The following is a 23,394-nucleotide window of genomic DNA, read 5'->3' on the forward strand; positions in this document are numbered from 1 at the left end:
CGTTCCTTGCTGAATTAAGGATAGCATGGGGAATGAAAGCGTTTGTATAAGAGGATACTCCAATTTTACCGGGTAATCGTATGGTGTTCCGAATGAGGATTTACGGGTATGGCGCGGCGGAGGGGGACGGGATTCGGACGGGTTCGCCGCCGTCCATGCATGCGTGAAAAAAGGCCGCCCGCAGCCCTTTCGAGCCTACAGGCAGCCTTCGCGTTTATTGCTTATACACGCGCACGTAATCGACGTACATGTCGATCGTGCCGTTGTAGCGGGACAGGTCCATCGGCCAGCCGTTGCCGCCCGCAGCGAGGTTGAGCATGAAGAACAACGGCTGCGTTTTGGAGAGATCCGTCGTCGGATGGCGCCCGACCTCGATGCCGTCGAGGTAATAGATCGTATCCGTCAAGGTGATCTTCGTGCCGTAGACATGCGGCGTCATGGCCCAGCCTCCGCCTCCGCCGATGGTGTTCATCGGCTGCTGCTGGTAGATGCCGCCCGTGACCGTGCTCGTGTAATTCCAGGTATGGGAGGACGTCCAGTAGCCGTAATCCTGGTTCGGATTGCCGGCGCCGCCCCCGCCGTAAGCCTCGATCGTATCCAGCTCATCCGCGGGCACGGACAGCCCTTGGTACGTGTTCTTCGTCATGAGCCAGAACGCCGGCCAGCTGCCGGGCGCGGAAGGACCGATCAAGCGCGCTTCGAAGTAAGCCGGCGCTTGGGCCGTGATGCCCGTGCCGTCGAGCTTGAGCGAGGAAATCAGGCCGGCCGTGTTCTTGTTGGCGTCCGCCCGGATGCGCAAGTAAGTGCCGACCTGCGAGAACGGATTGCCCGTGCCCGTCGGATCCGCGAACGGAATGAGGCCGAAATCGCCGCCGCCCGGCTTATGCGCGGCGTACGTCGCGCCGCTGCCGTTGCCGGAGATCGACGGCATCGTATTGAAGTCGTCCGAGAACACGAGCGACATGCCGCTTGCCTGCGCCGGCGCCGTCGACGGCATGCCCTCGTTCCAGGTCATGCCGCCCGTGTTGTACAGCTGCAGATAGCTTGTGTCCGACACGCTGCCGTTGGTGCCCGTGATGCGCACGGAGATCGGCCCGTGCGGATAGCTGTTCGCCGGGAAGACGAACGAGCCGTGACCCGAAGCGTCCAGCGTCACCGTGGCGACGGTGCTGTCGGAGCCGTACGTGCCGCCGGGCAGCCAGCTCTTGGCGGTCGCCGTCGTCAGGCCCGGCGCCACGATGTTGATCGTGGTATTGCCGCTGACGTTCGCGCCGTAGGCCGGCGACGAGACGGACACCATATTCTGCGGATAGAACGCCGGCGGCGTCGGACCGCTGTCATACTGGAGCTTCCATTGTTCCGACCACCAATTGCCATCGCTTGGAACCGTAGTCCGGTTGGCCGTCGGGTAGCCGAACTGGTCCTCCACGTTGAGAAACCCGTTATTGGACCGGTTCATAATCGATAAGAATTGCCCGGCTACCGCATTGATCGCCCAGTGGCTCGTCGTATTGGCCGACGCGATGTTGGAGGTGGCGACCTGCGTCGCGCCGCCGCTGATCTCCATGTATTCGCCGGTCGATTTGTTCTTGATCCGGTAGTATCCGCCGGGCACGTCCTCGAGACTCCAGAGGTACGTATCGCCGCTGCCCGTGCCGTAGTTCACCCGCGCGCCGCCGTCGTAGAGATACTGGGTCGACAGCCAGCGGCTCGGGATTTTGTAATACGTCGTGCCCGTCGGCGGAGGCGTCGTCGTCGTACCGCTAACGTCCGTGAACGTGGACGTATTGAGCTGCGTCGTGTCGGTCGCCGTCACGGCCAGCCCCCTCAGCGTGTTCGCGCCCATGGCGATCGTCTGCGGGGTGCCGATCTGCGTCCAGCTCGTGCCGTTCGCGGAGTAGTAGCCCGTGAACACGTTGCCCGCGCGCGTAATCTTCAGCCAGACCGGCGAGAATACGCCGCCTACCTGCACGCCTTGGGCATCTGAGCCGACCGCGTTCCGGTACACCATGAGCAGACCGTTCATCGTCGAGAAGATCGAGAACTGGACGGAGCCCGTGGAATTGTCGTTGCGAATCATGATGCCGGTCTTGGCCCATGCCTGGGTGTATTGCATCGTCGCGACCTTGGCGACGATGCTGCCGTCGCCGCTGAGCGGCGTCGAGGCGAATTGGAACGAATCGTTCTTGCCCCACACGTCGCTTCCCGCGCCTTTCACGGTGAACGTTCCGTTCGTCGTGTCGTAATCCGAGCTGCCCGCCACGCCCGTCGCGCCGATGTCGGCGTTCGTCCATCCCGTCGGCAGCGGCGATGCGTCCGCGATGCCGTAGGCGATCGGCAGCACGGACAACAGAAGCGCGATCAACAGCATTTTCACCATCGCTTTCTTTCCGCTGAACTTCATTGCAATCTTCATCTCCTTTTGATCTCAAAAGTTTATGAATCCTTGCGTTCGATTCGCGGACCCCTCCCCTCCTGAACCAAAATACGGTTACAGGATAGCACAAGTAGAAGCGGCGATTAATATGGCGATCATCCGATTTCAAGGGTATTTCTTGCGAATTTGCTACGCGTTGTGCAGCGGCACCGTCAACGTGACGGTCGTGCCCCGCATTTCCGCGCTTTCGATGGTCATGGACGTGCCTTCCTTGTAAATCAGCTTGAGCCGCTGGTACACGTTGCGCAGTCCGATGCCGTTCTCTTCGCTCTGCGCTTTCCCGTATTCCCGCTCCATGTCGGTCCGGACATGCGTCAGCGTCTCCTTGTCCATGCCGATGCCGTTGTCGGCGATCCGCACCTTCAGCATGCCGTCCGCGGCCGCGGCCGAGATGACGATCCGCCCGCCTTCCTCCCAGCCCTCGAAAGCATGCTTGATCGCGTTCTCGATGATCGGCTGCAGGACGAAACGCACGATCGACATGCCACGCAGCTCCTCCGGCACGTCGTACTCCACTTCGAAGCTGTGGCCGAAGCGGATCTGCTGGATGGTGACGTAATTGGCGACATGCGCCAGCTCCTTCTCCAGCTCCACGATGCCCGAGCCCTTGGCGATGCTGTAGCGAAACAAATCCGCCAGCGCCCCGACGATCGCGCTCACCTCGAGATTGCCGCTCTTCATGCTCCGCATGTTGATGACTTCCAGCGTGTTGTACAGAAAATGCGGATTGATCTGCGCCTGCAGCATGTCGAGCTCCGCCCTTGTCTTCATCGCGATCAGGTCGTTCTCCTCGCTTATGACGCGGTCGAGTTGATCGATCATGCGATTGTAGCTGCGCACGATGCCGCCGATTTCCGTATTGTCGACATCCTCGAGCCGCAGGGACAGATCGCCTTCGCCGACCCGCAGCATCGTTTCCTTCAGCCGGTGGATCGGCTTGACCAGCTGGATCGCGATCGCGATCGCCACGGCGACGGACAGCAGCAGGACGATGGAGGTGAACAGCAAGAACTGCTGCTGATACTCCCGGTTCTTCTCGAGCACGTCGTTGAACACGAAGCCGATCGACAGCTTCCAGTCGGTATTCGGTATGCCGCTCATGTAGGCGTAGCTCCCGGTATCGTCGCCCGCGCCGTTCGCGCGCGACTCGTAGATCAAGCGGCCTTGCGCGTCGGAAATGGCGTACGACGTATTGATCAGACCGGAATCGATGCTCTCGAAGATCGACTGCTTCGGCACCATCAGCAGATAGGTCGCCTCCCCGTTCAATCCGGGTCCTTCCAGCCGCTTCACGAGCGCCGTCGACATCGGATTGAAGACGTTCTTGTAATTCGAGATCCAATACGGATCGTCGCGGTCCGTCAAATAATCCGTGTCGGTGTTGAAGGCGCTTTTGTTGTTGGAGAAGATGGAGGAATAGATGCAGTTCCCGTTCTCGTCGAGCAGGACGAAGTACGAGATGTCGTTCAAGCCCGGATACATGAGGAGACTCGGGGAGAGTCCGCCCGTCAGCAGCGGGGTCGTGTAATTGTTCGTCACGTAATCCTGCAGCTGCCGGCTGGCGGAGATTTCTTTGAGGATCGTCTCCGTGAACTGCAGCCGGTTATGAATGCTGACCGCCGAGAAACGGCCGGTCACGTCCACGGACGTCTGCATCTCGCGCTTGATGTCGTGCTGCGACAGCCAGGCGTAGAGGATGCCATCGGACACGGCGGGCAAGCCGACCGCCACGATCAGCGCGAGAATGATTTTGTTGCGCATGGATACGGCGTGGAACCCTTTCTTGATCAGGTCGTCCGGCAGCGTCCGCAGCAGCCAATCGTTGCTGAGCGAGAAGCTCTTGATCTGCTTCGAGATCATGCGGAACGGCTTGAACACCTGCTTCAGGTAGACGTAGCTGAACAGCACCGTAACGAGCAGGGTAAACAGCGAGAGGATCGCCACTTGGTAGACGCGTTCGCCGCTGAACGCGCCGGATTCGCCGTCCTTGTCCGTATAGACGATGCTGAGATTGAAAGGCGACAGTTGTTTGATCGCGTTATTGTAGGGGGCGACGTTCCGCGCTTCCGTCTCCGCGCTCGCCAAGACGGCTTTCTTGGGATCGCTCAGCGGATTCGAGGGCGCGGTCGTCCACAGCAGCCGCTTGTCCTTGCCGATGACGGAGAAATACGATCCCTCCGGCGACTTCTCGGGAATCGCCTGCTGAAAGAAGCGGTCGCTCAGCACGAGGATGGTGAGCACCCCGTTCTCGTTGCCGTTCGAGAACACGAGACGGTCCTGGAGATCCGCCATGAACGCTTTCAGCTGTTTGATGTCGGCTTTCTCCAGCATGGGGTTGCCGGTGCGGAACGCCCGCTCGAAATCCGCCTGCGTGTACCTCGTCAGCTGCTCGCGGTCCGGCAGGATCAGCTTGTCCAGCTTCGCATAATGCAGCCGGTCCTGATCGAGCCGCGGCAGATCCGCGAACGTCGAGGAGGCGATCTTCTGCGCCATGGACCGCTGGACGAAGCTCTGCCCCAGAAAATAGACCGCCTGCACCGAATCCGGCGAGAGATCCAGCGTATCGAACTTCGTCTGCAGCTCCTGCGCGCCCAAGGCCGCGACGTCGTCCGCGCGAAGCCGCATCAGATTCTTGTAATAATCGCTGAATTCCGGCGTCTGGAGCAGCAGCATCAAATTATCGATGTTGTTCAGCTGGACGAGCACGTTCTGCTGAAACTGGTAGAGCATGTCCTGCGAGCGCTTCTCGTGCAGCGACTTGTCGATCGCATCCATGTACGTGAGGCCGATGTACGCCAGCGCGAGCTGCGTAACCAGGGTGAGCGCCGCCGCGAGAATGACGATCCGCCTCAGCGTCGGACCGAATCGTTTGATCATGCCGTGTCCCTCCGGGGTTACCTCGATTTGCTGCGGTATTCATGCGGCGTGCGGCCGGTGTATTTCTTGAACACTTCGGTAAAGTACGCGGGATCGGAATAGCCGACCTGTTCGACGATTTCGTAGATTTTGAGGTTCGTGCCGCCGAGCAGCTCCATGGCTCGCTGCAATCGGATGGCCGTCAGAAAGCTAAGGAAGGTTTGACCGGAGTTTTTGAACAGCGCGAACAGATGGCTGCCGGAGATGTGCACCTGATCCGCGACTTCTTTCAATGTCAGGCTGCGGTTGAAATTAGCCCGAATGTACTGCTTCGCCTGCATCAGCAGCATGCTGACCGGTTCCTCCGTCGCGACGGCAGGCGCGCTGGCATCGACGCTCTTGTCCAAGGAAGCAGCCGCCTGATCCTTGCTTGCGAGAACGAGCGGCTCGGGCCGCTTGGCGGCCGGGCTTGGCCGGGACGCCGCAAGCGTTCCTTCCTCGGCGTTCCCGGCCAGCGCCAACGACGCTGCCTGCGCGGATAACCAGATGTCCGCGGGCGAATCGACCGCATGGCCGATGCCGCCGGAGAAGGCGGATTTGAACAGCCCTCTGTATTTGCGCCACTGCGGCAGCAGCTCGGCGAAATGCGTCTCGGCATCCGGCTTCGTGCACAGCACGTAAGCTTCGCCCGTCTGCGCGTTCACCCAGTGATAGCCGAGCTCCTTGCCTTCCCATAAGTCGGTCAGAATATTATCCAGCGAGAACGCGAGGAGCTTCTTCTCTTTGTCTCCCATGCCCGGGACGGGCGATGCCAGGCGGTTCGGGCGAAATACCGCAACCGCGCAGCGGCCGCCCCCGAGCAGCACCTCGCCGCCCGAGCAGCCCTCCTCCAGGTCCAGCTCCGAGAGCCGCTCCTGGAACAAGCGCCGCAGAAAATCCGCGCGCAGCACCTGCGCGAGCATCTCCGCCTTGCGGTTCAGCACGGCTACGCGGAATTCCGCCTGCTTCTCCTCGCGCAGCCGTTCCACCGCTTTCGCGAACGTATCGTGCAGCGTTTGAAACTGCAGCGGCTTGAGCAAATAATCGATCGCGCCGTACTTCAACGCTTTCTGCGCATATTCGAAATCGCTGTAACCGGAAAGAATGACGACGCGAATGAACGGATAGCGCGCGTTCAGGGCGGTCATCAGCTCGATGCCGTCCATGAACGGCATGCGGATGTCCGTCACGACGATGTCGACGGGACGCTCCTCGACAAATTGAAGCGCTTCCAAACCGTGCGAGCAGCAGCCCGCCACTTCGATCCCGACCGCATCCCACGACCACGTCGCCAAGCCCTCGCGAATCTCTTTCTCGTCATCCACGATCAGCAATTTGTACACGTTGCGATTCCCCCTGCCCTTATCGGTGCCAGTAAGTCACAGCCTTGTTAGATTGATTCCAGTGTACTGCGGCCAAGCCCGCCCGACAAGATTCAGATTGGAAAAAGAGCGCGCTCGGAACTTCCCGGCGTTCGATAGGTTCGGGGCTGGAAATATCGGCCCCTGTTTGATAATCCTTCTGCGATAAATGGCGGCTTGCTGCTTCAATCCCCTTGCTCGCTTGCAACTCTACTACCTGCCTCAGTTCCTCTCGCAGGCGATGATCTGACGCTCGAACTTGCCTTTGCGAACCACGCATCGGTCCGTAATCGTCAAGCCGGCCTGCGCGACGGCGTCATCGATCGGTTCCGTCGTGACGATAACGACGCGGCGGGCCAGCCTGCGCGCGCTGCCGAGCATCGCCAGCCGTTCCTCGGCGGGCAGCACGGAGCAGAGATTATACGGCAAATCCAGGATCGCCGCGTCGTATGGGCCCTCCACGCCCGGCTCCAGCGTCCGCATGTCGGCGCGCTTCACGACGTCCGGCATGCCGAAATGCGCCAGGTTGATGCGCGCGCCCTTCAGCGCGAGCGGATTCAGGTCGAAGCCGACGATGTCGATGCCCATCGACATCGCTTCGATCAGCACCGTGCCGATGCCGCAGCACGGATCGACGACGCGCAGGCCCGCCCGAATAGCCGGCGCCGCGATATTCGCGACCGCCCGCGCGACCCGCGTGCCGAGCGCGGTCGAGTACGGCTGCGGCTTGCCGTTATGCCGCAGCCATACCGCTTCGCTCTTCTCGTATTCGCCGAACCAATATCGGCCCTGCGCGTAGGCGAGGCCGAACAGCCGCTCGGGCATGCGCATGTCGGCCTTGCCCCGGATCCGCCAGCCGACTTCCTTCTCGGCGGCGCGCTGGCTGTCGTAATCCGCGTCTCCGCTGACGAACGACACCTTGAAGGTGCGGCCGTCCAGCCTGACGGCATCGCCGACCTGCTCGGCAATGCCAAGCGGATCCTTGGCGCAGAGCATGACGCTCAGCCGGCCCCGGATGAACGGACTTCGACTCGGTTCGATCTTTTTATCGATTATCACACAACCGCCCGAAGGCTCGGCGCCAAACAAAGCGCGCATTTCCATGCGGAATAACTCGTCTTCGTCCTCATGCGAGGCGACCGGATAGAGATAGGTACCGCCTGTCTCAAATTGCATATTCCCACTCATTCAGTTTCCTCCGCTCCGGTACGTGCGGAAGAGGATGGACTGATTGTAATTGCCGAAGCCTTCGCCGTAAAGGGTAAGTCCGCCGACATGCTCGGCATCCTCGGGAACCGCGAAACGGAGCTGCCAATCGTTGCGCGCCCTGACGATATCCTGCAGCGTCACCCCGGAGAGCCGCTGTCCGTCGATGAAGGTGCCCGCGTTCGTGATGCGGATCACCTTCAGCCAGCCGTATTGATTGACGGTCCACCAGGTCGGCGTCAGCCTGCCGCGCCCTTCTCCGGAGTCGCCCGGGCTCGTCCAGACGCCGAGCAGCGTGTCGTTCAGATAGAAATGGATATCCGACGGCCAGTCCACCCGAACGTCGGGCGCTTCCGATCCGATCTCGAACGAAATTTCGATTTCCTCGAGCGTTTGGCCCGGCAGCACGTAATTGGGAATCCGGTATTCGACGAAGCCTTTGCCGAACCAGAGAATCTGCGCGTGCATCCGCTCCGGCTCCATGAAAAACCGGGGATCGTCGAACTGCCCGATGACCCGCTCCGTCGTGGCGAGCCCGCAGGTCGGATGCACCTCGAAGCCGGTATAATGCCCGACCGGCACCGCCACCTCTTGATATTCCCGCTTCTCGCCGACGGCCTGCGGAATCGTCAGCTCGACCAGGCTTACGGCCAATGAACAAATCTTGTGCGTGCCTCCGCCCCGCCGGACGAGCTTCGTTTGGATCAGGCCGCCCTTCTCCAGCTTCTTCGTATGCATCGTCACGATGGCGCTGCTGAGGCCGAGCGCCGCGGCCAGTTCTTTCACGTTCATGGGCTCGGCCGAGAGAAGCTCGAGGATGCGCAGGCGCACGTCGCTCGCAAGCGCTTCGTAGAGGGGAAGCCATTTTCGGTCCAAATTCGCGCGTATCATCCTATTCACTCCGATTTAGCACAAGTTAAGTTAACCATTATATTAATTCAATTTTGGGGGAAAGAAAAGCTTGCGTGCGGTTGAGGGGATGATGTTTAATAAGTTTAGAAACGCAATTATATTAAGTAGTTAATATTATTATTAATTAAACAACGAGGTGAGCCATGGTGTCAATGAAAGCGAAAATGGTCGTGGACAAAGATTTTACGATCGGCGAGGTGGATAAACGAATCTACGGTTCGTTCATCGAGCATCTAGGACGGGCTGTATACGGCGGGATCTACGAACCGGGGCATCCGTCGGCCGACGAGCAGGGCTTCCGCGGGGACGTGCTGGAGCTGGTCAAAGGCATCGATGTCCCGATCGTCCGTTATCCCGGCGGCAATTTTGTATCCGGTTACAATTGGGAGGACGGCGTCGGTCCCGCTGAGCTTCGCCCGAAACGCCTGGAGCTGGCCTGGCGCACGGTCGAGCCGAACCTGATCGGCCTGAACGAATTCGTCGACTGGTGCCGCAAGGCGAACACGGCCCCGATGATGGCGGTCAACCTGGGCACGCGCGGACCCGAAGAAGCCCGGCAGCTCGTGGAATACAGCAACCATCCGTCCGGATCGTACTGGAGCGACCTGCGCGCGCAGCATGGCTATAAGCAGCCGCACGGCATCAAGACCTGGTGCCTCGGCAACGAAATGGACGGTCCTTGGCAGATCGGCGCCAAGACCGCCGCGGAATACGGCCGGATCGCGGCCGAGAGCGCGAAGGCCATGCGCTGGGTCGATCCGTCCATCGAGCTGGTCGCCTGCGGCAGCTCCAGCCTGACCATGCCGACCTTCCCGGAATGGGAGCGCACGGTGCTCGATCTCTGCTACGACCAGGTGGACTATCTGTCGCTGCATCAATATTACGGTAACCGCGACAACGACACCGCGAACTTCCTGGCCCAATCCATGGGCATGGATTCCTTTATCAATACCGTCATCGCGACGTGCGATTACATCCAGGCGAAGAAACGCAGCAAAAAGAAGGTTCATCTCTCCTTCGACGAATGGAACGTCTGGTATCACTCCAACGCGGCCGATTCCAAGCTCGAGCCGTGGTCGATCGCCCCGCCGCAGCTCGAGGACGTCTATAATCACGAGGACGCGCTGCTCGTCGGCAGCATGCTCATCAGCCTGCTGAAACGGGCGGACCGGGTGCGGATGGCCTGCATGGCGCAGCTCGTCAACGTCATCGCTCCGATCATGACGGCCAACGGCGGCGGCGCTTGGAAGCAGACGATTTATTTCCCGTACATGCATGCCAGCGTCTTCGGGCGGGGCACGGTACTGGTGCCGCTCGTGACTTCGCCGAAATACGACGCGACGGACTATACCGACGTTCCGTACCTCGACGCGGTCGCGGTGCATAACGAAGCGGCCGGCGAAGTGATAATCTTCGCGGTCAACCGCCACCTGAGCGAATCGCTGCCGCTCGACATCGACCTGCGCAGCTTCGGCGACTTCCGGGTGCTCGAACACATCGTGCTCGAGAGCGACGATCTCAAAGCCGCCAACACGCAGGATGCGCCGGATCGCGTCGCTCCGCATGCGCGCGGCAGCGCCCTGGCGGACGGCAGCGGCATCCGCGCCTCGCTCGGCAAAGCGTCCTGGAACGTGATCCGCGCGAAGCTGACCGCCGGCTAAGCGGCGCCGATGCATAACTTCTTCCTCGGTTGGAAAATATAGCTGGGCAGATGTCAAGCCGGAAACCGGGATGAGCGCATGCCTAAATCAGAAGCCAACGAATTGAATAGCCGCATCGAGCGAATGCTCGCGCAATTCGGCAGCCCGAACGACCTGTACTGCCGTTATTTTCGGCTGGCCGGGCGATCGGGCTGTCTCGTCTATCACACTGTCGTCGCGGACGTCGACAAGATTCAGCAAGACATACTGAAGCCGATTCTGGCTGCCGGGGAAGCGGCCGCGTTCGAAGACCTGCTGCCCATCGTGCAGCTGGATGCGGCGCGCGAACCCGAAGCGGCGGCCCTGCTGCTTCTGCAGGGGAAATGCGCCATCCTTATGGACGGCGAACCCGGCGTATGGCTCGCCGACGTCCGGCAAAGCAACGCCCGCAGCATCGCGGAACCCCAGAACGAGCAGACCATTCGCGCCTCGCAAGAGGCGTACGTCGAAGACGTCGGCGTTAATCTCTCCATGATCCAGAAGCGGATCGCGAATCCGCGGCTGGTCGAGGAGCGCTATACGCTCGGTACCGGGAATCCGACTCGCGTCTCGCTGCTGTACCTGGACGGCATCGCGGACCGGAAGATGATCGAGGAGATCATTGCGAAGCTCGAATCCGATCAGGTGCCGTTCGTCAAAACTTCCGGGCATGTCTCCGATATCCTGGAACGCTTCCCTTGGTCGCTGTTTCCCCAAACGTACCAGACGGAGCGGCCCGACACCACGTCGGCGCATCTCATGGAAGGCAAAGCCGCGATTCTCGTGGACGGCTACTCGTTCGCCATTATCCTGCCCGTCACGTTCGTCCTGTTTTTCCAAGCGGCCGACGATTACAACCTGCGCTGGTGGAACGGTACTTTCCTGCGGACCTTGCGTCTGCTGGGCGCCCTGGTCACCCTCGCGCTGCCGTCGGTCTACATCGCCGTCGTCTCCAATCATTTCGAAGTGCTGCCCGTGGATCTGCTCTTCTCGCTCAAGGCATCGCTCGAGAACGTGCCCTTGAATCCCCTCGTGGAAGCCTTGTTCATGATGATCGTGCTCGAGTTTCTCAAAGAAGCCGCGATTCGGCTGCCCAAATCGATATCTCCCGCGCTCTCGACGGTCGGCGGCCTCGTCATCGGCACGGAAGTCGTCCGCGCCAATCTCGTCTCCACGACGATGATCGTCGTCATCGCCTTCACCGCCGTGGCCTCGTTCGCCATCCCGAGCTACGAGATGCGGCTGGCGCTTCGGCTCGTGAGCGTCCCGGTCATGTTCGCATCGGCGGTCATGGGCTTCGTCGGCATCGCCTTCAGCTTCAGCATGGTCGCCATGTACCTGTGCTCGCTGGAAACGTACGGCGTGCCTTACTTCTCTCCATTCTCACCTTTGAAGCCCGGTCAATTGCTGGCCGCTCTCGCGCAGCTGCCCCAGAGGCTCGTCCGCGGCCGCCGGTAGCGGCCGGGCAACAAGGCACCGGATGTCGGGCGAGAATAGCCGGACGTTCCCCGTTCACCCAAGAAGTCAGGAGGTCATGCGCGTGTCGCGGTTTCAACTATTCGCCGTCGTTCTGCAAACGCAGATCGGCATCGGCGTCATCACGTTTCCCTATGACCTTCACCTGGCCGCGGGCGCGGACGGGTGGATGTCCATCCTGCTGACCGGCGCGGCCGTTCAGCTCCTTCTCGTTTGTTTCGTCCTGCTCGCCGGGCGGTTTCCGAACAAGAATCTGTTCGAATTCGCCCCCCTGCTTCTCGGCCGGTGGCTGGGGAATACGCTCACGGCCTTCTACGTGCTGCATTTTACCCTAACCGCTTGCGTCATCTTGCTGCTCGAGATGCGATTCGTCGATCTGTGGCTGCTGCCGTTCGAAAGTCCGTGGCCCGTCATCCTGGCGAACTTCGCGGTGCTCGTTTTTTTCGTCCGGCAGAAGGTCTCCGTCCTCGCGCGTTACTATACGCTGATCCTGTTCCTGATCGCCGTGCTGGTGATCCTCATGTTTATCGGATCGAACCAAGGCGACTACCGGTTTCTGCTGCCCGTCGGACAATCCGGCTGGCTTCCCGTCGCCGGCGGCATGAAGAGCGCCCTGCTGTCGTTCCTGGGCTTCGAATTCTTCCTTGTCGTTTGCGGCGAGGCGAACGCGAAGGGACGCAGCCTCATGACCCCGCTGTTGTGGTCGAACCTGGCCATCTCGGTCTTTTATCTGATGATCGTCATTATCTGCGACCTGTACTTCAGTCCGGAAATGATCCGGCAGACGCCGCAGCCCGTGCCCTTCTACCTGAGCGGTATCTCGCTGCCGTTCCTGGAGCGGCTGGACTTGATCTTCCTCTCCGTCTGGCTGGTGAAGGTCACGGCGACGCTGACGGCATATCTCTACGGCGCGGCCAAAGGCGCAAGCACGCTGCTGCACCGGGGCAGCCATCGTACGGCCGTCCTGTACCTGGCGCCGATCGTTTGCGCGGTTGCCTTCTTCTGGCGCTCGGAGAAGAATATTCAGCTGCTCGTCAAGGCCGTCGAATATACCACCTTTGCCGTGCTGGCGTTTCCGGTGCTCTTGCTGGCCTTGGCCGCGCTGCTGGGACGCAAGGAGATGAGCCCGACGTGACCAAGAAAGCGGCCTTCATCCCGGCGGCGCTCGCCTTGCTCCTAACCCTCGGCTCCGGCTGCAGCGCCTACACCGAGCTCAAAAACGTGCAGCTGATCTACGCGACCTCGCTCGATACCAACGAGAAGCAGGAAGTCGTCGCAAACGTGACCATCCAGTCGCCGGGCGGCAAAGAGCGCGAGAAGCCGACGCACGAGGTGATCGTGGCGAGCGGCCGGTCGCTGCAGGAATCCCTGTTCAAGAAGATCGCGCTCCAGATCGCGGGGCCGATCGGCACGTCCAAGAACCAGGTCATCCTCATCGGCGACAAGCTCGCGCGGCGCGACTTGGCGGTGACGCTCGATTCCGCGCTCCGCAGCGCGAACGATCCCTTGCAGTCGCGGCTTGCCGTCGTCCCCGGCGATGCCAGCAAGCTGATTCGTCTGGAGCGGATCGGATCGGCGACCGTGGGCGAATATTTGCGCAAAATCCTCGACAGCGCGGTCAACGAGACCGACGTCCCGGCCATCTCCCTGCACTCCCTTTACCCGACCTTGTTCGACGAGGGACGGGATTTCGTCCTGCCCTTGCTCGTTCAGGAAGGCAACAAGGCCAACGTCAAAGGAATCGCGCTCATGAACGACCGCCGCTATACCGGTTATTCGCTTTCCCAGGATCAATCCTCCCTCTTCTTGCTGCTGGACGACAAGAAAGGCGGCAGCTGCGTTCTCACGCGGCAGGTGCTGATTCCGGGGAAGGAGGGGGACGGCCCGGTTACCGTGTCGTTCAACATCCTCCACGCCAAGCGAACGAAACGGGTATCCGTGCGGGATGGAGAGGTTAAGGTCAAGCTGCATCTGGCGCTCAAAGCGTCCATCGTGGAGTACCCCTACGCCGATCTCTCGGAAGCCTCCGCCAAAACGGCGCTCGGCCAAGCGCTGGCCAAGCTGATCGGCGAGGAAAGCAAAGCGGTCGTGGAGCGGCTGAAGCAAGCCAACTCCGATGCGCTCGGCATCGGCCGGGAGCTCATCGCCTTCCATCCGCAGGCATGGAAGAAATTGAACTGGGAACGGGATTACAAGCAGACGGCGTTCGACGTCACCACGTCGTTCGAGATCATCTCGCACGGCATCAAGAATTGAACGCAAAAGAGCTGCCGCGCCTTCATGTTCGCGTGAAGGCGCGGCAGCTTTTTGCAATTGAGTGTTCGTGTTATCGCAGTGCCTTCGCAATTGCATGTTTTTGTCCACAGCTGCGCCATAGCCTTTATGTGTTTTTGTTGCGCCATAGCAATAAAATGCCTTTGATTATAGCAGCGCCCTTCGCAATAGCCGGACCTTGTTCGACGATGGGCGTAACGAAAAACAGGCTGGCTATCCCGGCCGTCGCGGACGTATAATGATATTATAATGAAACTTTGTTTCGAGGTATGAAACTATCTTATAATCTATCGGAGGCGAATGTGCATGAACTTCTCGTTTATCGGAATCGACCATGTCCAGCTGGCCGCGCCCGCGGGCTGCGAAGCCGCCGCAAGGGCGTTCTATGCCGGCGCGCTCGGCTGGCCGGAGATCGCGAAGCCGGAATCGCTTCGGCAGCGCGGCGGCGCATGGTTTCAATGCGGCGCGCAGCAGGTTCACGTCGGCGTGCAGCAGGACTTCGTTCCGGCGACGAAAGCCCACCCGGCCTTCGTCGTCCGGCAGCTTGACGCGCTGATGCGGCATCTTGAAGGACTCGGCCTGCCGATAATACGCGACGATGCCAGAAGCGACGAAGGCGTCCGCCGTTTCTTCCTGAACGACCCGTTCGGCAACCGGCTCGAGTTCATGGAGTAAGCCTCCGCGATAAGGCGGGAAGGCTTCCCAAGCAGCGCGGCGGTACTTTGAGATGAGCGATGCACGATGGAACGAAACTCTGCATGTTAAGACGATTATGGGAAAGGAACACGATGATAGCCGAGAGATTGTTCATCGATTAGATTTATCGGACGGAGGTAAACCTCTTAAAATACGAAATGGTGTTCTACCTCTGCCTTCGAGCTTCGAGCTGCGTTCTGACGCACGACGCCCTTCGACGCCATAACACGCAAGCACGGACATTGCTGCAATCATGCAGGAATTTTCGTTGAAATCGTCTAATCGGCGGCATATTGATGCCAAAAGTGCAGCAATTTACTACGTAATGCTTGATTTCGGGGATGGGGCAATAAAATTGCTGCATCATCGCAGCAATTTTCTCCCAGACCAGAACCAGCTTGCCTATTCCTGCAGATTTGCAGCAATTCCCCATCACCCAATGGCCTATCCCCCGAGCGAACGAATTCGCTCACCCGTTCGATCACTCGGTCGAGCCATGCGCCACGCTCCTAACTGCCTTTTCTCGCAAACGAAAGAAGCCTCCGAATGGCCGCGCAATCCGCGAGCTTTCCGGAGACTCCAACCCTACGGCCCCTTCCAGAGACGTGGAAGCCTTGCTTGCTATTCTGAGGTGCTCCCATTCATACGGTCCCTTTCGTAAGACCTGCAATCCCTGCTTTGCCCCTCTAAGGTCTTGCAAACCCTACAAACCCTTTCCGAAGACCTGCAATCCCTGATTTGCTCTTCTAAGGTCTTGCAATTCCTACGGGCTTTTTCCAGACCCCGCATTCTTTGCAGAGCCTTCCAGAGACCTGCAATCCCAGCTTGCTCACCTAGGGAACCTTCGATCCCGACGGACGCGTTTATGCCGCTCCCGGCAAAACCACGTCGAACCGCACGCCCTCGGGCGTATTGCCGATGCGGTACTGAGCGCCGTGGGCATCCAGCACCTTGCTGACGATATACAGCCCGAGGCCGCTGCCGCCGGTGGAGCGGCTGCGCGACTGCTCGGCGCGGAAGAACGGCTCGAACAGGCGCGGCAGCTTCGATTCGTCCAACTGAACGCCGGTATTGAGCACCTCCAGCCGGTAACGCAGCAGCGGGACGGCGTCCAAGCCGATCAGCGGCTCCGACGGCGTCGCCGGCTGACCCTCCAGCGTGACGCCGTTCCTGGGACCGGAGCCTGGAAAGCCCGCAATATCCATCGATTCGGCCTTCCGCTGCATCGTTTCTTCCGTCCGTTCCGTCAACTCCGACGCGGGCGGGAGGGCGATCCGCTCCTCCGCGAGCCTGATGTACACCCGCTCGCCCTCGCCGGAATACTGCACGGCATTCGTAATGATATTCGATACGGCCTTGGCGATCAGCCGTTCGTCGGCGATGATCATCGCTTCCTCCGGCAGGTCGCAGGCCAGCTCCATATGCTTCACGCCGGCGAGATAGCTCATGTTGTTCATCGCTTCCCGCACGAGCTCGGACAGATCCACCTTCCGCATGAGCGGCCGGAATTCGCGGCTTTCCAGCTTCGAGAGCTCCAGCAGCTCGTGCACGAGCTTGTCCATGTCCTGCATGATCGAATACGACTTGCGCAGATACGTATCGCGGTCGCGGAACGGCCCGACGTTCCCGATCATCGCCTCGAGCTGGCCGCTGACCGCGGTGATCGGCGTCTTCAGCTCATGCGAGATCGTCGCCACGAACTCGCGCCGCTTCGCCTCCTGCTCGCGCTCAAGCTCGATATCGCTCTTGAGCTGGGCATTGGCATCCTGCAGCTCGCCCATCGTCGACTGCAGATTGACCGCCAGCTTGCTTAAGCTGAGCGACAGCTCGCCCAGCTCGTCATGCGATTTCAGCGCGGGCTCCGTTACCGTGAAGTCCAGCTTGGCAAGCCGGCGCGCCACGCGGTTCAGCGACAACAGCGGCCGCGCGATCAGCCGGGCATAGATAAAGGCGCCTCCGATCGCGATGAGCAGGATCGGAATGAGCATGTACGGCAGGAAGAGCAGGATCACGTCCGCGGCTTCCCCGATCGGCTGCAGCGGCGCATCGACGTAGAGCGTGAACGATTCGTCGCTTTCGGCGAACGCGACCTTCCGTTCGGCGCTCAGGATATGCGTCTCCCCGTCGCTCCCCGGCCCCGCCGGTCCGACGCGCGCTCCGCCGTCGCGCCCGTCCTCGAAGCGACCGGTTTCCAGCTGCTTGCGCAGCAGCGGATAGCCGCTCACGCCGGAGCTGCCGGCCAGCCAGCCTTTGAACGAACGAAAATTCGGCGGTATGTAATACCCGCCTCCGTCCTTGTCCCGCAGCATCATGACGGCGTTATGCTCCTGCCCGAACCGGGCGATCAGCGGCAGCGCGTCCTCCACCGGCTGCCCGTTCACGGAGCGAACGAGCTCGTTCACGCCGCTTTCCAACCGCGATTGCTTGATGTACTTGTAATAGCTCGGCAGCATGAAATACAGCGTCAGGTAGATCAGCACGGCCGAGACGACGAGCAGCGCCGTCGTGACGAGAAAAATTTTGAACCGGATGCCTTTGCGCCGGATCATCCCCCCACCCCGGCCAGCTCCGACTCCAGCGAATAGCCGACGCCTTTGACCGTGCGGATGATGGAGATGCCGAGCTTCTTGCGGATGTTCTTGATATGCGCGTCCACGATGCGCGAATCGCCGAAGAAGTCGTAGCCCCATACTTTATCGAGCAGCATGTCCCGCGTCATGATCCGGCCGGCGTTATGAATGAGCGTGTTCAAGATATCGAATTCCTTGGTCGTCGTCTCCACGAGCTTCCCGTCCACGAATACCTTGTACGCATCGGCGTCCAGCCGCAGCCTGCCGTTCCACAGCTGTTCCCCGGACTGCGCGCTCCGCGTGCGGCGCAGCACCGCTTCCACCCGCTTCGTCAGCACATGGAACGAGAACGGCTTCGTGATATAGTCGTCGGCCTCCTCCTCGAACGCCTTGAGCTGGTCCTTCTCCTCGCCAAGCGCCGTCAGCACGATGACGGGCGTATCGCCCTTCTCCCGAATGCGCCTGCAGATCGCATAGCCGTCCAGCGTCGGAAGCATCAGATCGAGAATCACCAAGTCGTACGTCCCGGACTGAAATTTCTCCCAGCCTTCCAGCCCGTCCTCGGCCACGTCGACCTCGTACTGCTGCGCTCTTAGAAACTCCGCGATGAGCTCCTGAATATAGTGATCGTCCTCGATGACAAGAATAGCCGCGGGCATAAGCGAACAACCCCCATTGAACCAAGATAGGACTAAGTATAGCCGCCGATCCTGAACCGAGAATGAAGCCAATCTGAAAATAAGCTGAAAACCGAGCCTGCGCGAAAATAGGAGTGCGAAAATAGAAGCAGGCGCGCAAAAAAACCATCCTGCGCGCCGGCGCCGATGGTTGAATTCGTTGTTTAATTTCTGTTGTTTTCCTGCCTGCCGGCATTTGATGCCGGATCCAACGCGTGCGCGATGACGGAAACGGTAAAGCTCTTCCGACTGCCAATGAGGCCGCGAGGAGGCTGACGCCAACCAACGTGACGATGCTTTGCCGCTACGGCATGGCGCCACCCCCGATTGGCAAGCCGGCCCTTTACGGCTGACGGTTCGCCAGCTTCTCCTGCGCCATGCGCACGAGCTCCTTGACCATCGCACCTCCGATTTGCCCACCGATCTGGCCCATCGATTCCGTGGACGCGCCGCCGTTGTAGCCCCGTTCCAGCGGAATGCCGAGCGACTGCGCCACTTCGAATTTCACGTCATCCGGCTGACTCGGATTCACGACGAAGCCTTCCTTCCGCATCACTTCGGCCTTGAACGCGCTCATCGCGGCATCCGCGCCCGGGACGAGATGTTTTCTCCGACTGCGTCTTGCCATCTGCCATTGCCTCCTCGAGAACTCTTTTAAGCATACGTTCCCCGAATCGGCAGCCGCTTATGCGTCAATTGAACCAGCCTTTGACTTTGAACCAGCCGTACATGAGTACGGCGAGCACCGCCATCACGCCCAGCACCGCGTAATAGCCGGCATGCCATGTCAGCTCGGGCATATTGACGAAATTCATGCCGTAGATGCCCGCGATGAACGTCAGCGGCATGAAGATGACCGTGATGACCGTCAACGTCTTCATGATCGTGTTCATCCGGTTCGTGCTCAGGGACATGTAATGATCGCGCAAATCCGAGGTCATCTCGCGGTTGGAGTCGACGATCTCGACAAGCTTGAGCAGATGATCGTAGATATCGGTGAAAAAAAGATGATACTGGCGCAAGTCCTCGATCCGCTGGGTTTGCAGAATCCGATACACCAGCTCCCGCATCGGCACGACCGTTTTGCGCAATTTCAGCAGCTTGTTCCGAATCTCGAACACCTGCACGAGCTTCGCTTGAATGTTCTGCTCTTGGAGGCCGGTCTCGAATTCGAAAATTTGGTCCTCGATCGCCTGCGCCGTCGGGAAATATTCGTCGACCAGCTCGTCGATGACCGTATACGCGGCATGCAGGCAGCCGTGCGTCTCCCAATGCGGCTTCTGGGTGATCTTCTCCCGCGCCCGTTCGATCTCGCGGCGAGGATGCACGTGATAACTGACCAAATAATTGGGGCCGATGAACAAGTCGACCTCCTGCGTCTCCATCGTCTCTTGCATCATGGCGTGCAGCACGAGGAAATGTACGTCGTCGTAATGGTCCATCTTCGGGCGCTGGAGGTAATAGAGGCAGTCCTCGATCGTGAGCGGATGAAAGTGAAAATAGCCTTCGCCGAGCAAATGCACTTCCTCGGGCGTCGGGGATAAGAAGTCGGCCCAATACCAAGTCACCTTATAATCGGCCAGTTTGTCCAAGGAGGTCAGGTGAACGATTCGCCGATCGTCCGTTATGGCTATGATTCGAATCATGATGCGGTCGCTCCATCTGTTTTTCCTCTAGTGTAGCACTATGGATTTTCCCGAAGCAATGCGGAGCCGGAAACGCCTCGGTCCGAGCGCAACCGAACGGCACCGGGGCAGCCCCTATTGCGATCCGCATACAGGTTCACCGGTACAAAAACGTGAAGCTTACGACGCCGCTGTTATCGAGCGTATACGTGTAGCTTTGAATGCTGTCGTGATTCATGATAATCTCGTTCCACGTATCCGGGCCTTCCGCGTCCAAGTAAGTACGCTTCAGCGCGATGGTTTCACTGCCCGCTTCGATCGCGGCATCGATTCTCGCCGCGAACGAAGCGGGCGTAGCCGCGGTCAAGCCGTTGACGGCGTAGTAATTGAGCGTCGCAGCGGTCGCCTTCGGCAGCTTGTCGGTCCATTCGTGATCGCGGCGAAGCTCGTCGTCCGTCACGTTGAAGTACCCGTAGGCCAGCCTTCCTTCCACGTCCGGCACGGGATCGTCCCAGGTGACGTCGAGGTTGTAATACGCCCCGTCGATCTTCACCTTGTTCCAGGCATGCGCGCCTCCGCCCGCCGTGCCCCGCACGTAATACGCCTCGATGCCCGCCATGCGCAGCAGCAGCTGGGCCGTGTAAGCGTATCCTTGGCACACCGCGATGCCTTCGACGAGCGTGCCGTACATCGTATACGAGTCGGCCGGAACCGTATCGTTGCGATAATTGTCGTAATCGTACGCGGTGTGGAGCAAAATATAATCGTGGATGGCAAGCTCGCGCTCGTATTCCGTCATGTCCGGTCCGATGATATTCGCCAATATCTCGCGCGCCGCCTTGTCCACCGTCCGTGCCCGGTCATCCTTGATGACCACCGGCTTCGACTGTATCGGCGCGTTCAGCAGATCCGACTCGTCCCGGACGAAATACCGTCCGAACTGCTCGAATATCCGGTACACGAGCACGATCGACTGTTCCCGCGTCGTGGTGGCTTTCGGCATAAAGCGGGCGTAGGGGCCCGTGCCGTCGCCTTTCATGACGCCGCTCGCGGTCAGCGTCCCGACGGCCCCGCGCGCCCAAGCGGCCAGCTGCTTCGCGTCCGCGAATACGGGCGAAGCGCCTTGGCCTCCCGCCAGCTCGGCCTGGAAGCCCGCTTTCACGAGCGTGTTGTACAGCATCAGCGCGATCTGCTCGCGCGTGATCGTCGCTTTCGGCGAGAAGCTGCTTCCGCCCGTTCCCTTCACGATGCCCAGCGCGTACGCCTGCAGCACGGCGGCGCTTTTCGTATCCTTGAACGGATTGGCGCCCGGCGCCGGCGCCTGTTCGTCCGTGAGCACCTCGTAGAGCTGTACCGCCATATCGCTGAATTCCTGCCGCGTCAGCGCCAGCTGATAGCTGCTCGTCAATCCGTACGGGATCAACCCGCTCGATATCGCCGCCTCGATCTCCGGCTTGGCCCAAGCGCTCGGCGAACCGGATGCCGCCGCAGCGGCGGATTTCGGCGCGTAGCCGGCCAAACCAGCCGTCCACGCCATGACAATGATAAGTGCAATCGCTATTTTTCGCATTCCGCTTTCAAGATCCTCCCGGCAGGCAATGTCCTTGCATCTCGTAATCCATGCGTCCCGCAATCTATGTACTCCGCAAGCAGGATTCCGGCCAAACTATGATTCTAGCAAGCCCGAACCCGTTACTAGCTTAACATAATCATGCACACCTTTTACAATATTTTGAATCCCATGCACGCAAAAACACCCCGAACGGCCTAGCTTGGCCGTCAGGGGCATCGACTTACAACCAACCGTTCTTCTCCGCGATCCCGATCGCGTCGATCCGGTTCTTGGCCTCCAGCTTCTGGATCGCCTCGGACAAATAGTTGCGCACGGTCCCGGCGGACAGAAAGAGCTTGCCGGCGATATCGCCGGCGGAGAGCCCCTCCGCGGCCAGCTTCAGCACCTCGCGTTCCCGCTCCGAGAGCGGATTCTCGCTGTCGAAGAACGACATGGCAAGCTCCGGGCTGACCGCGCGTCCCCCTTTGTAGACCTGGCGCAGCGCGGCGCCGAGCTCGTCGATCGGCGAATCCTTGAGCAGGAAGCCCCGCACCCCCGCCTTCATCGCCCGCTGAAAATACCCCGAACGCGAGAACGTCGTCAAGATGACGACTTTGCAGGAATGGTCCAGCTCCTTCAATTTCTCCGCGACATCCAAGCCGCTCATATGCGGCATCTCGATATCCATGACGCAGATGTCGGGCTGCAGCCGTTCGATCTGCTCGAGCGCCTGCCGCCCGTTCTCCGCCTGAGCGACGACCTCGATGTCGTCCTCCAAATCCAGCAGCGCGCTCAGCGCGCCGCGCAGCATGCCTTGATCTTCCGCCACGATGACTTTCATAAGCGCTATCCGCCTTCCCCTGCTTTATCCACGAGCGGCACCGCGAACACGAGCCGCGTTCCATAATCCGCAGCCAATCGCTCCGCTGCCAGTACGCCTTCGATCAGCTTCAGCCGGTCGCGCATCCCCTTCATGCCGTTGCAGCCGGAAGCGGGTTCATCCTTGTGCGGCAGGCCGACGCCGTCATCCTCGACCGTAAGCCGCAGGCTGCCCGGCTCCCGCCGGAGCTCGACCGTGCACACGCTGGCCCGGCTGTGCTTCACGACGTTCGTGACCGACTCCCGAAGACACATTCCTAGAATGTTATCGATAAGGGGAGAGGGACTCAGTTCTTCGAGATCGCTCCGCCCGTCATCGCCCGAGTCCGCGGTTACCGCGCTTGCGAGTTCGCCCCGCCGTTCCAGCACGATCCCCGCGGCAGCAAGAATCTGCTTGGCATGGTCGACTTCTTGGCGGATCGTCACCGCGTTCATGCCCGAGACCAGCTCGCGCACCTGCTTGAGCGCGGCGCGCGAGGTCATTTGAATATCCTTCACTTCCTGCGCGGCGCGCTCCGGATTCTTGCCGATCAGCTTCTCGGCCAGCTCGCTCTTCAGCGTGATCAGCGAGAGCGTATGTCCGAGCGTGTCGTGCAGATCCCGCGAGATACGCTGCCGTTCCTCGTTCTTGGACAGCCGCGCGATCTCCTCGTTGGCCAGATTCAGCTTCAGCCGCAGCTCCTTCGAACGCTGTCCCAGCTTGAACCCGACCGGCATGATCAACATCACCACCATGGCGGGCAGGAGCTGCACGAGCATATCCTGGTCGTTGTACACCTGGAAATGCGCGATCACGTACGTAAAAAACGAGATCATGGCCGCGTACCCGACGACCAGCTCCCACCGCTTCTTCAGCTGCCCGATGATCGGGGACGGGTAGAAGGCCAGGTAGACGCCGGTGGCATCGAACTTCAAGCAAAACAGCAGCGCGATCAATATCAAACCGAGCACCGCAACCAGGCGAGGGCGTTCGTACAAGTAACCGCAGATGTACAGGACGATGAACACCAGCACGGCACCGAGTCCTTCGACGATCTCGACGGTCGGCAGCTGAAATAACGACACGAGCGGAAACACCAGATACACGAGCCACACCAAGGTAAAGACGAGAGGCGGTCCCTGGTAATTGGGCCGCCTGTTCAACCATTTGCGCAT

At 60.2% G+C, this 23,394-nt stretch carries 17 protein-coding genes; 5 read left to right on the top strand and 12 right to left on the bottom strand.

The genetic code is table 11. The features are described from left to right. Window positions 1-214: 214 nt before the first annotated feature. The 5 genes from AC50YL_RS07125 to AC50YL_RS07145 form a co-directional block, all read right to left on the bottom strand. On the bottom strand, window positions 215-2,404 hold the full coding sequence (locus AC50YL_RS07125) for an RICIN domain-containing protein (RefSeq protein ID WP_494830525.1): 2,190 nt from the start codon (window positions 2,402-2,404) through the stop codon (window positions 215-217). A gap of 162 nt (window positions 2,405-2,566) precedes the next feature. Continuing rightward, complete coding sequence (locus AC50YL_RS07130) at window positions 2,567-5,314, bottom strand: sensor histidine kinase (protein WP_494830527.1); 2,748 nt, start codon at window positions 5,312-5,314, stop codon at window positions 2,567-2,569. A gap of 17 nt (window positions 5,315-5,331) precedes the next feature. Continuing rightward, window positions 5,332-6,675 carry a response regulator gene (locus tag AC50YL_RS07135; RefSeq protein ID WP_494830529.1) on the bottom strand — a complete coding sequence of 448 codons (1,344 nt, stop codon included), beginning with the start codon at window positions 6,673-6,675 and terminating at the stop codon, window positions 5,332-5,334. Window positions 6,676-6,915: 240 nt separating this feature from the next. After that, on the bottom strand, window positions 6,916-7,881 hold the full coding sequence (locus AC50YL_RS07140; RefSeq protein ID WP_494830531.1) for a TRM11 family SAM-dependent methyltransferase: 966 nt from the start codon (window positions 7,879-7,881) through the stop codon (window positions 6,916-6,918). Then, entirely contained in the window at window positions 7,882-8,790 is a 909-nt protein-coding gene (locus tag AC50YL_RS07145) for an ArsR/SmtB family transcription factor (protein WP_494830533.1), read from the bottom strand. Between the two features lie 164 nt (window positions 8,791-8,954). Here AC50YL_RS07145 and arfA point away from each other — a divergent pair, with 164 nt between their 5' ends. The 5 genes from arfA to AC50YL_RS07170 all read left to right on the top strand — a co-directional run bounded on the left by arfA (window position 8,955) and on the right by AC50YL_RS07170 (window position 14,915). Beyond that, complete coding sequence (gene arfA, locus AC50YL_RS07150; protein ID WP_494830535.1) at window positions 8,955-10,472, top strand: arabinosylfuranosidase ArfA; 1,518 nt, start codon at window positions 8,955-8,957, stop codon at window positions 10,470-10,472. Window positions 10,473-10,550: 78 nt separating this feature from the next. Then, the gene (locus AC50YL_RS07155; RefSeq protein ID WP_494830537.1) at window positions 10,551-11,948 is read left to right on the top strand and encodes a spore germination protein; all 1,398 of its coding nucleotides are present in this window, start codon (window positions 10,551-10,553) and stop codon (window positions 11,946-11,948) included. An 82-nt stretch (window positions 11,949-12,030) separates the two neighbouring features. Beyond that, window positions 12,031-13,101, top strand: coding sequence for a GerAB/ArcD/ProY family transporter (locus AC50YL_RS07160; RefSeq protein WP_494830539.1), 1,071 nt, complete (start codon window positions 12,031-12,033; stop codon window positions 13,099-13,101). Next, on the top strand, window positions 13,098-14,222 hold the full coding sequence (locus AC50YL_RS07165) for a Ger(x)C family spore germination protein (RefSeq protein WP_494830541.1): 1,125 nt from the start codon (window positions 13,098-13,100) through the stop codon (window positions 14,220-14,222). Before AC50YL_RS07160 ends, AC50YL_RS07165 begins: the two co-directional genes overlap by 4 nt. A gap of 324 nt (window positions 14,223-14,546) precedes the next feature. Further along, window positions 14,547-14,915, top strand: coding sequence for a VOC family protein (locus AC50YL_RS07170; protein ID WP_494830543.1), 369 nt, complete (start codon window positions 14,547-14,549; stop codon window positions 14,913-14,915). A gap of 884 nt (window positions 14,916-15,799) precedes the next feature. Here the strand turns inward: AC50YL_RS07170 and AC50YL_RS07175 are convergent. The 7 genes from AC50YL_RS07175 to AC50YL_RS07205 form a co-directional block, all read right to left on the bottom strand. Then, window positions 15,800-17,485: a sensor histidine kinase gene (locus tag AC50YL_RS07175; RefSeq protein ID WP_494830545.1), complete on the bottom strand. Its 1,686-nt coding sequence runs from the start codon at window positions 17,483-17,485 to the stop codon at window positions 15,800-15,802. Further along, on the bottom strand, window positions 17,482-18,165 hold the full coding sequence (locus AC50YL_RS07180) for a response regulator transcription factor (protein WP_494830546.1): 684 nt from the start codon (window positions 18,163-18,165) through the stop codon (window positions 17,482-17,484). The genes AC50YL_RS07175 and AC50YL_RS07180 overlap by 4 nt, the downstream gene beginning before the upstream one ends. Window positions 18,166-18,526: 361 nt before the next feature. After that, complete coding sequence (locus tag AC50YL_RS07185; protein WP_494830547.1) at window positions 18,527-18,811, bottom strand: small, acid-soluble spore protein, alpha/beta type; 285 nt, start codon at window positions 18,809-18,811, stop codon at window positions 18,527-18,529. Between the two features lie 64 nt (window positions 18,812-18,875). Next, the gene (gene corA, locus AC50YL_RS07190) at window positions 18,876-19,829 is read right to left on the bottom strand and encodes a magnesium/cobalt transporter CorA (protein ID WP_494830549.1); all 954 of its coding nucleotides are present in this window, start codon (window positions 19,827-19,829) and stop codon (window positions 18,876-18,878) included. Window positions 19,830-19,965: 136 nt separating this feature from the next. Further along, window positions 19,966-21,378, bottom strand: a complete 1,413-nt coding sequence (locus tag AC50YL_RS07195) for an S-layer homology domain-containing protein (protein ID WP_494830550.1) — start codon at window positions 21,376-21,378, stop codon at window positions 19,966-19,968. A gap of 223 nt (window positions 21,379-21,601) precedes the next feature. Beyond that, entirely contained in the window at window positions 21,602-22,201 is a 600-nt protein-coding gene (locus AC50YL_RS07200; RefSeq protein ID WP_494830552.1) for a response regulator transcription factor, read from the bottom strand. Window positions 22,202-22,206: 5 nt separating this feature from the next. Beyond that, complete coding sequence (locus AC50YL_RS07205; protein ID WP_494830554.1) at window positions 22,207-23,394, bottom strand: histidine kinase; 1,188 nt, start codon at window positions 23,392-23,394, stop codon at window positions 22,207-22,209.

It is taken from the genome of Paenibacillus sp. J22P277 (assembly GCF_059383675.1).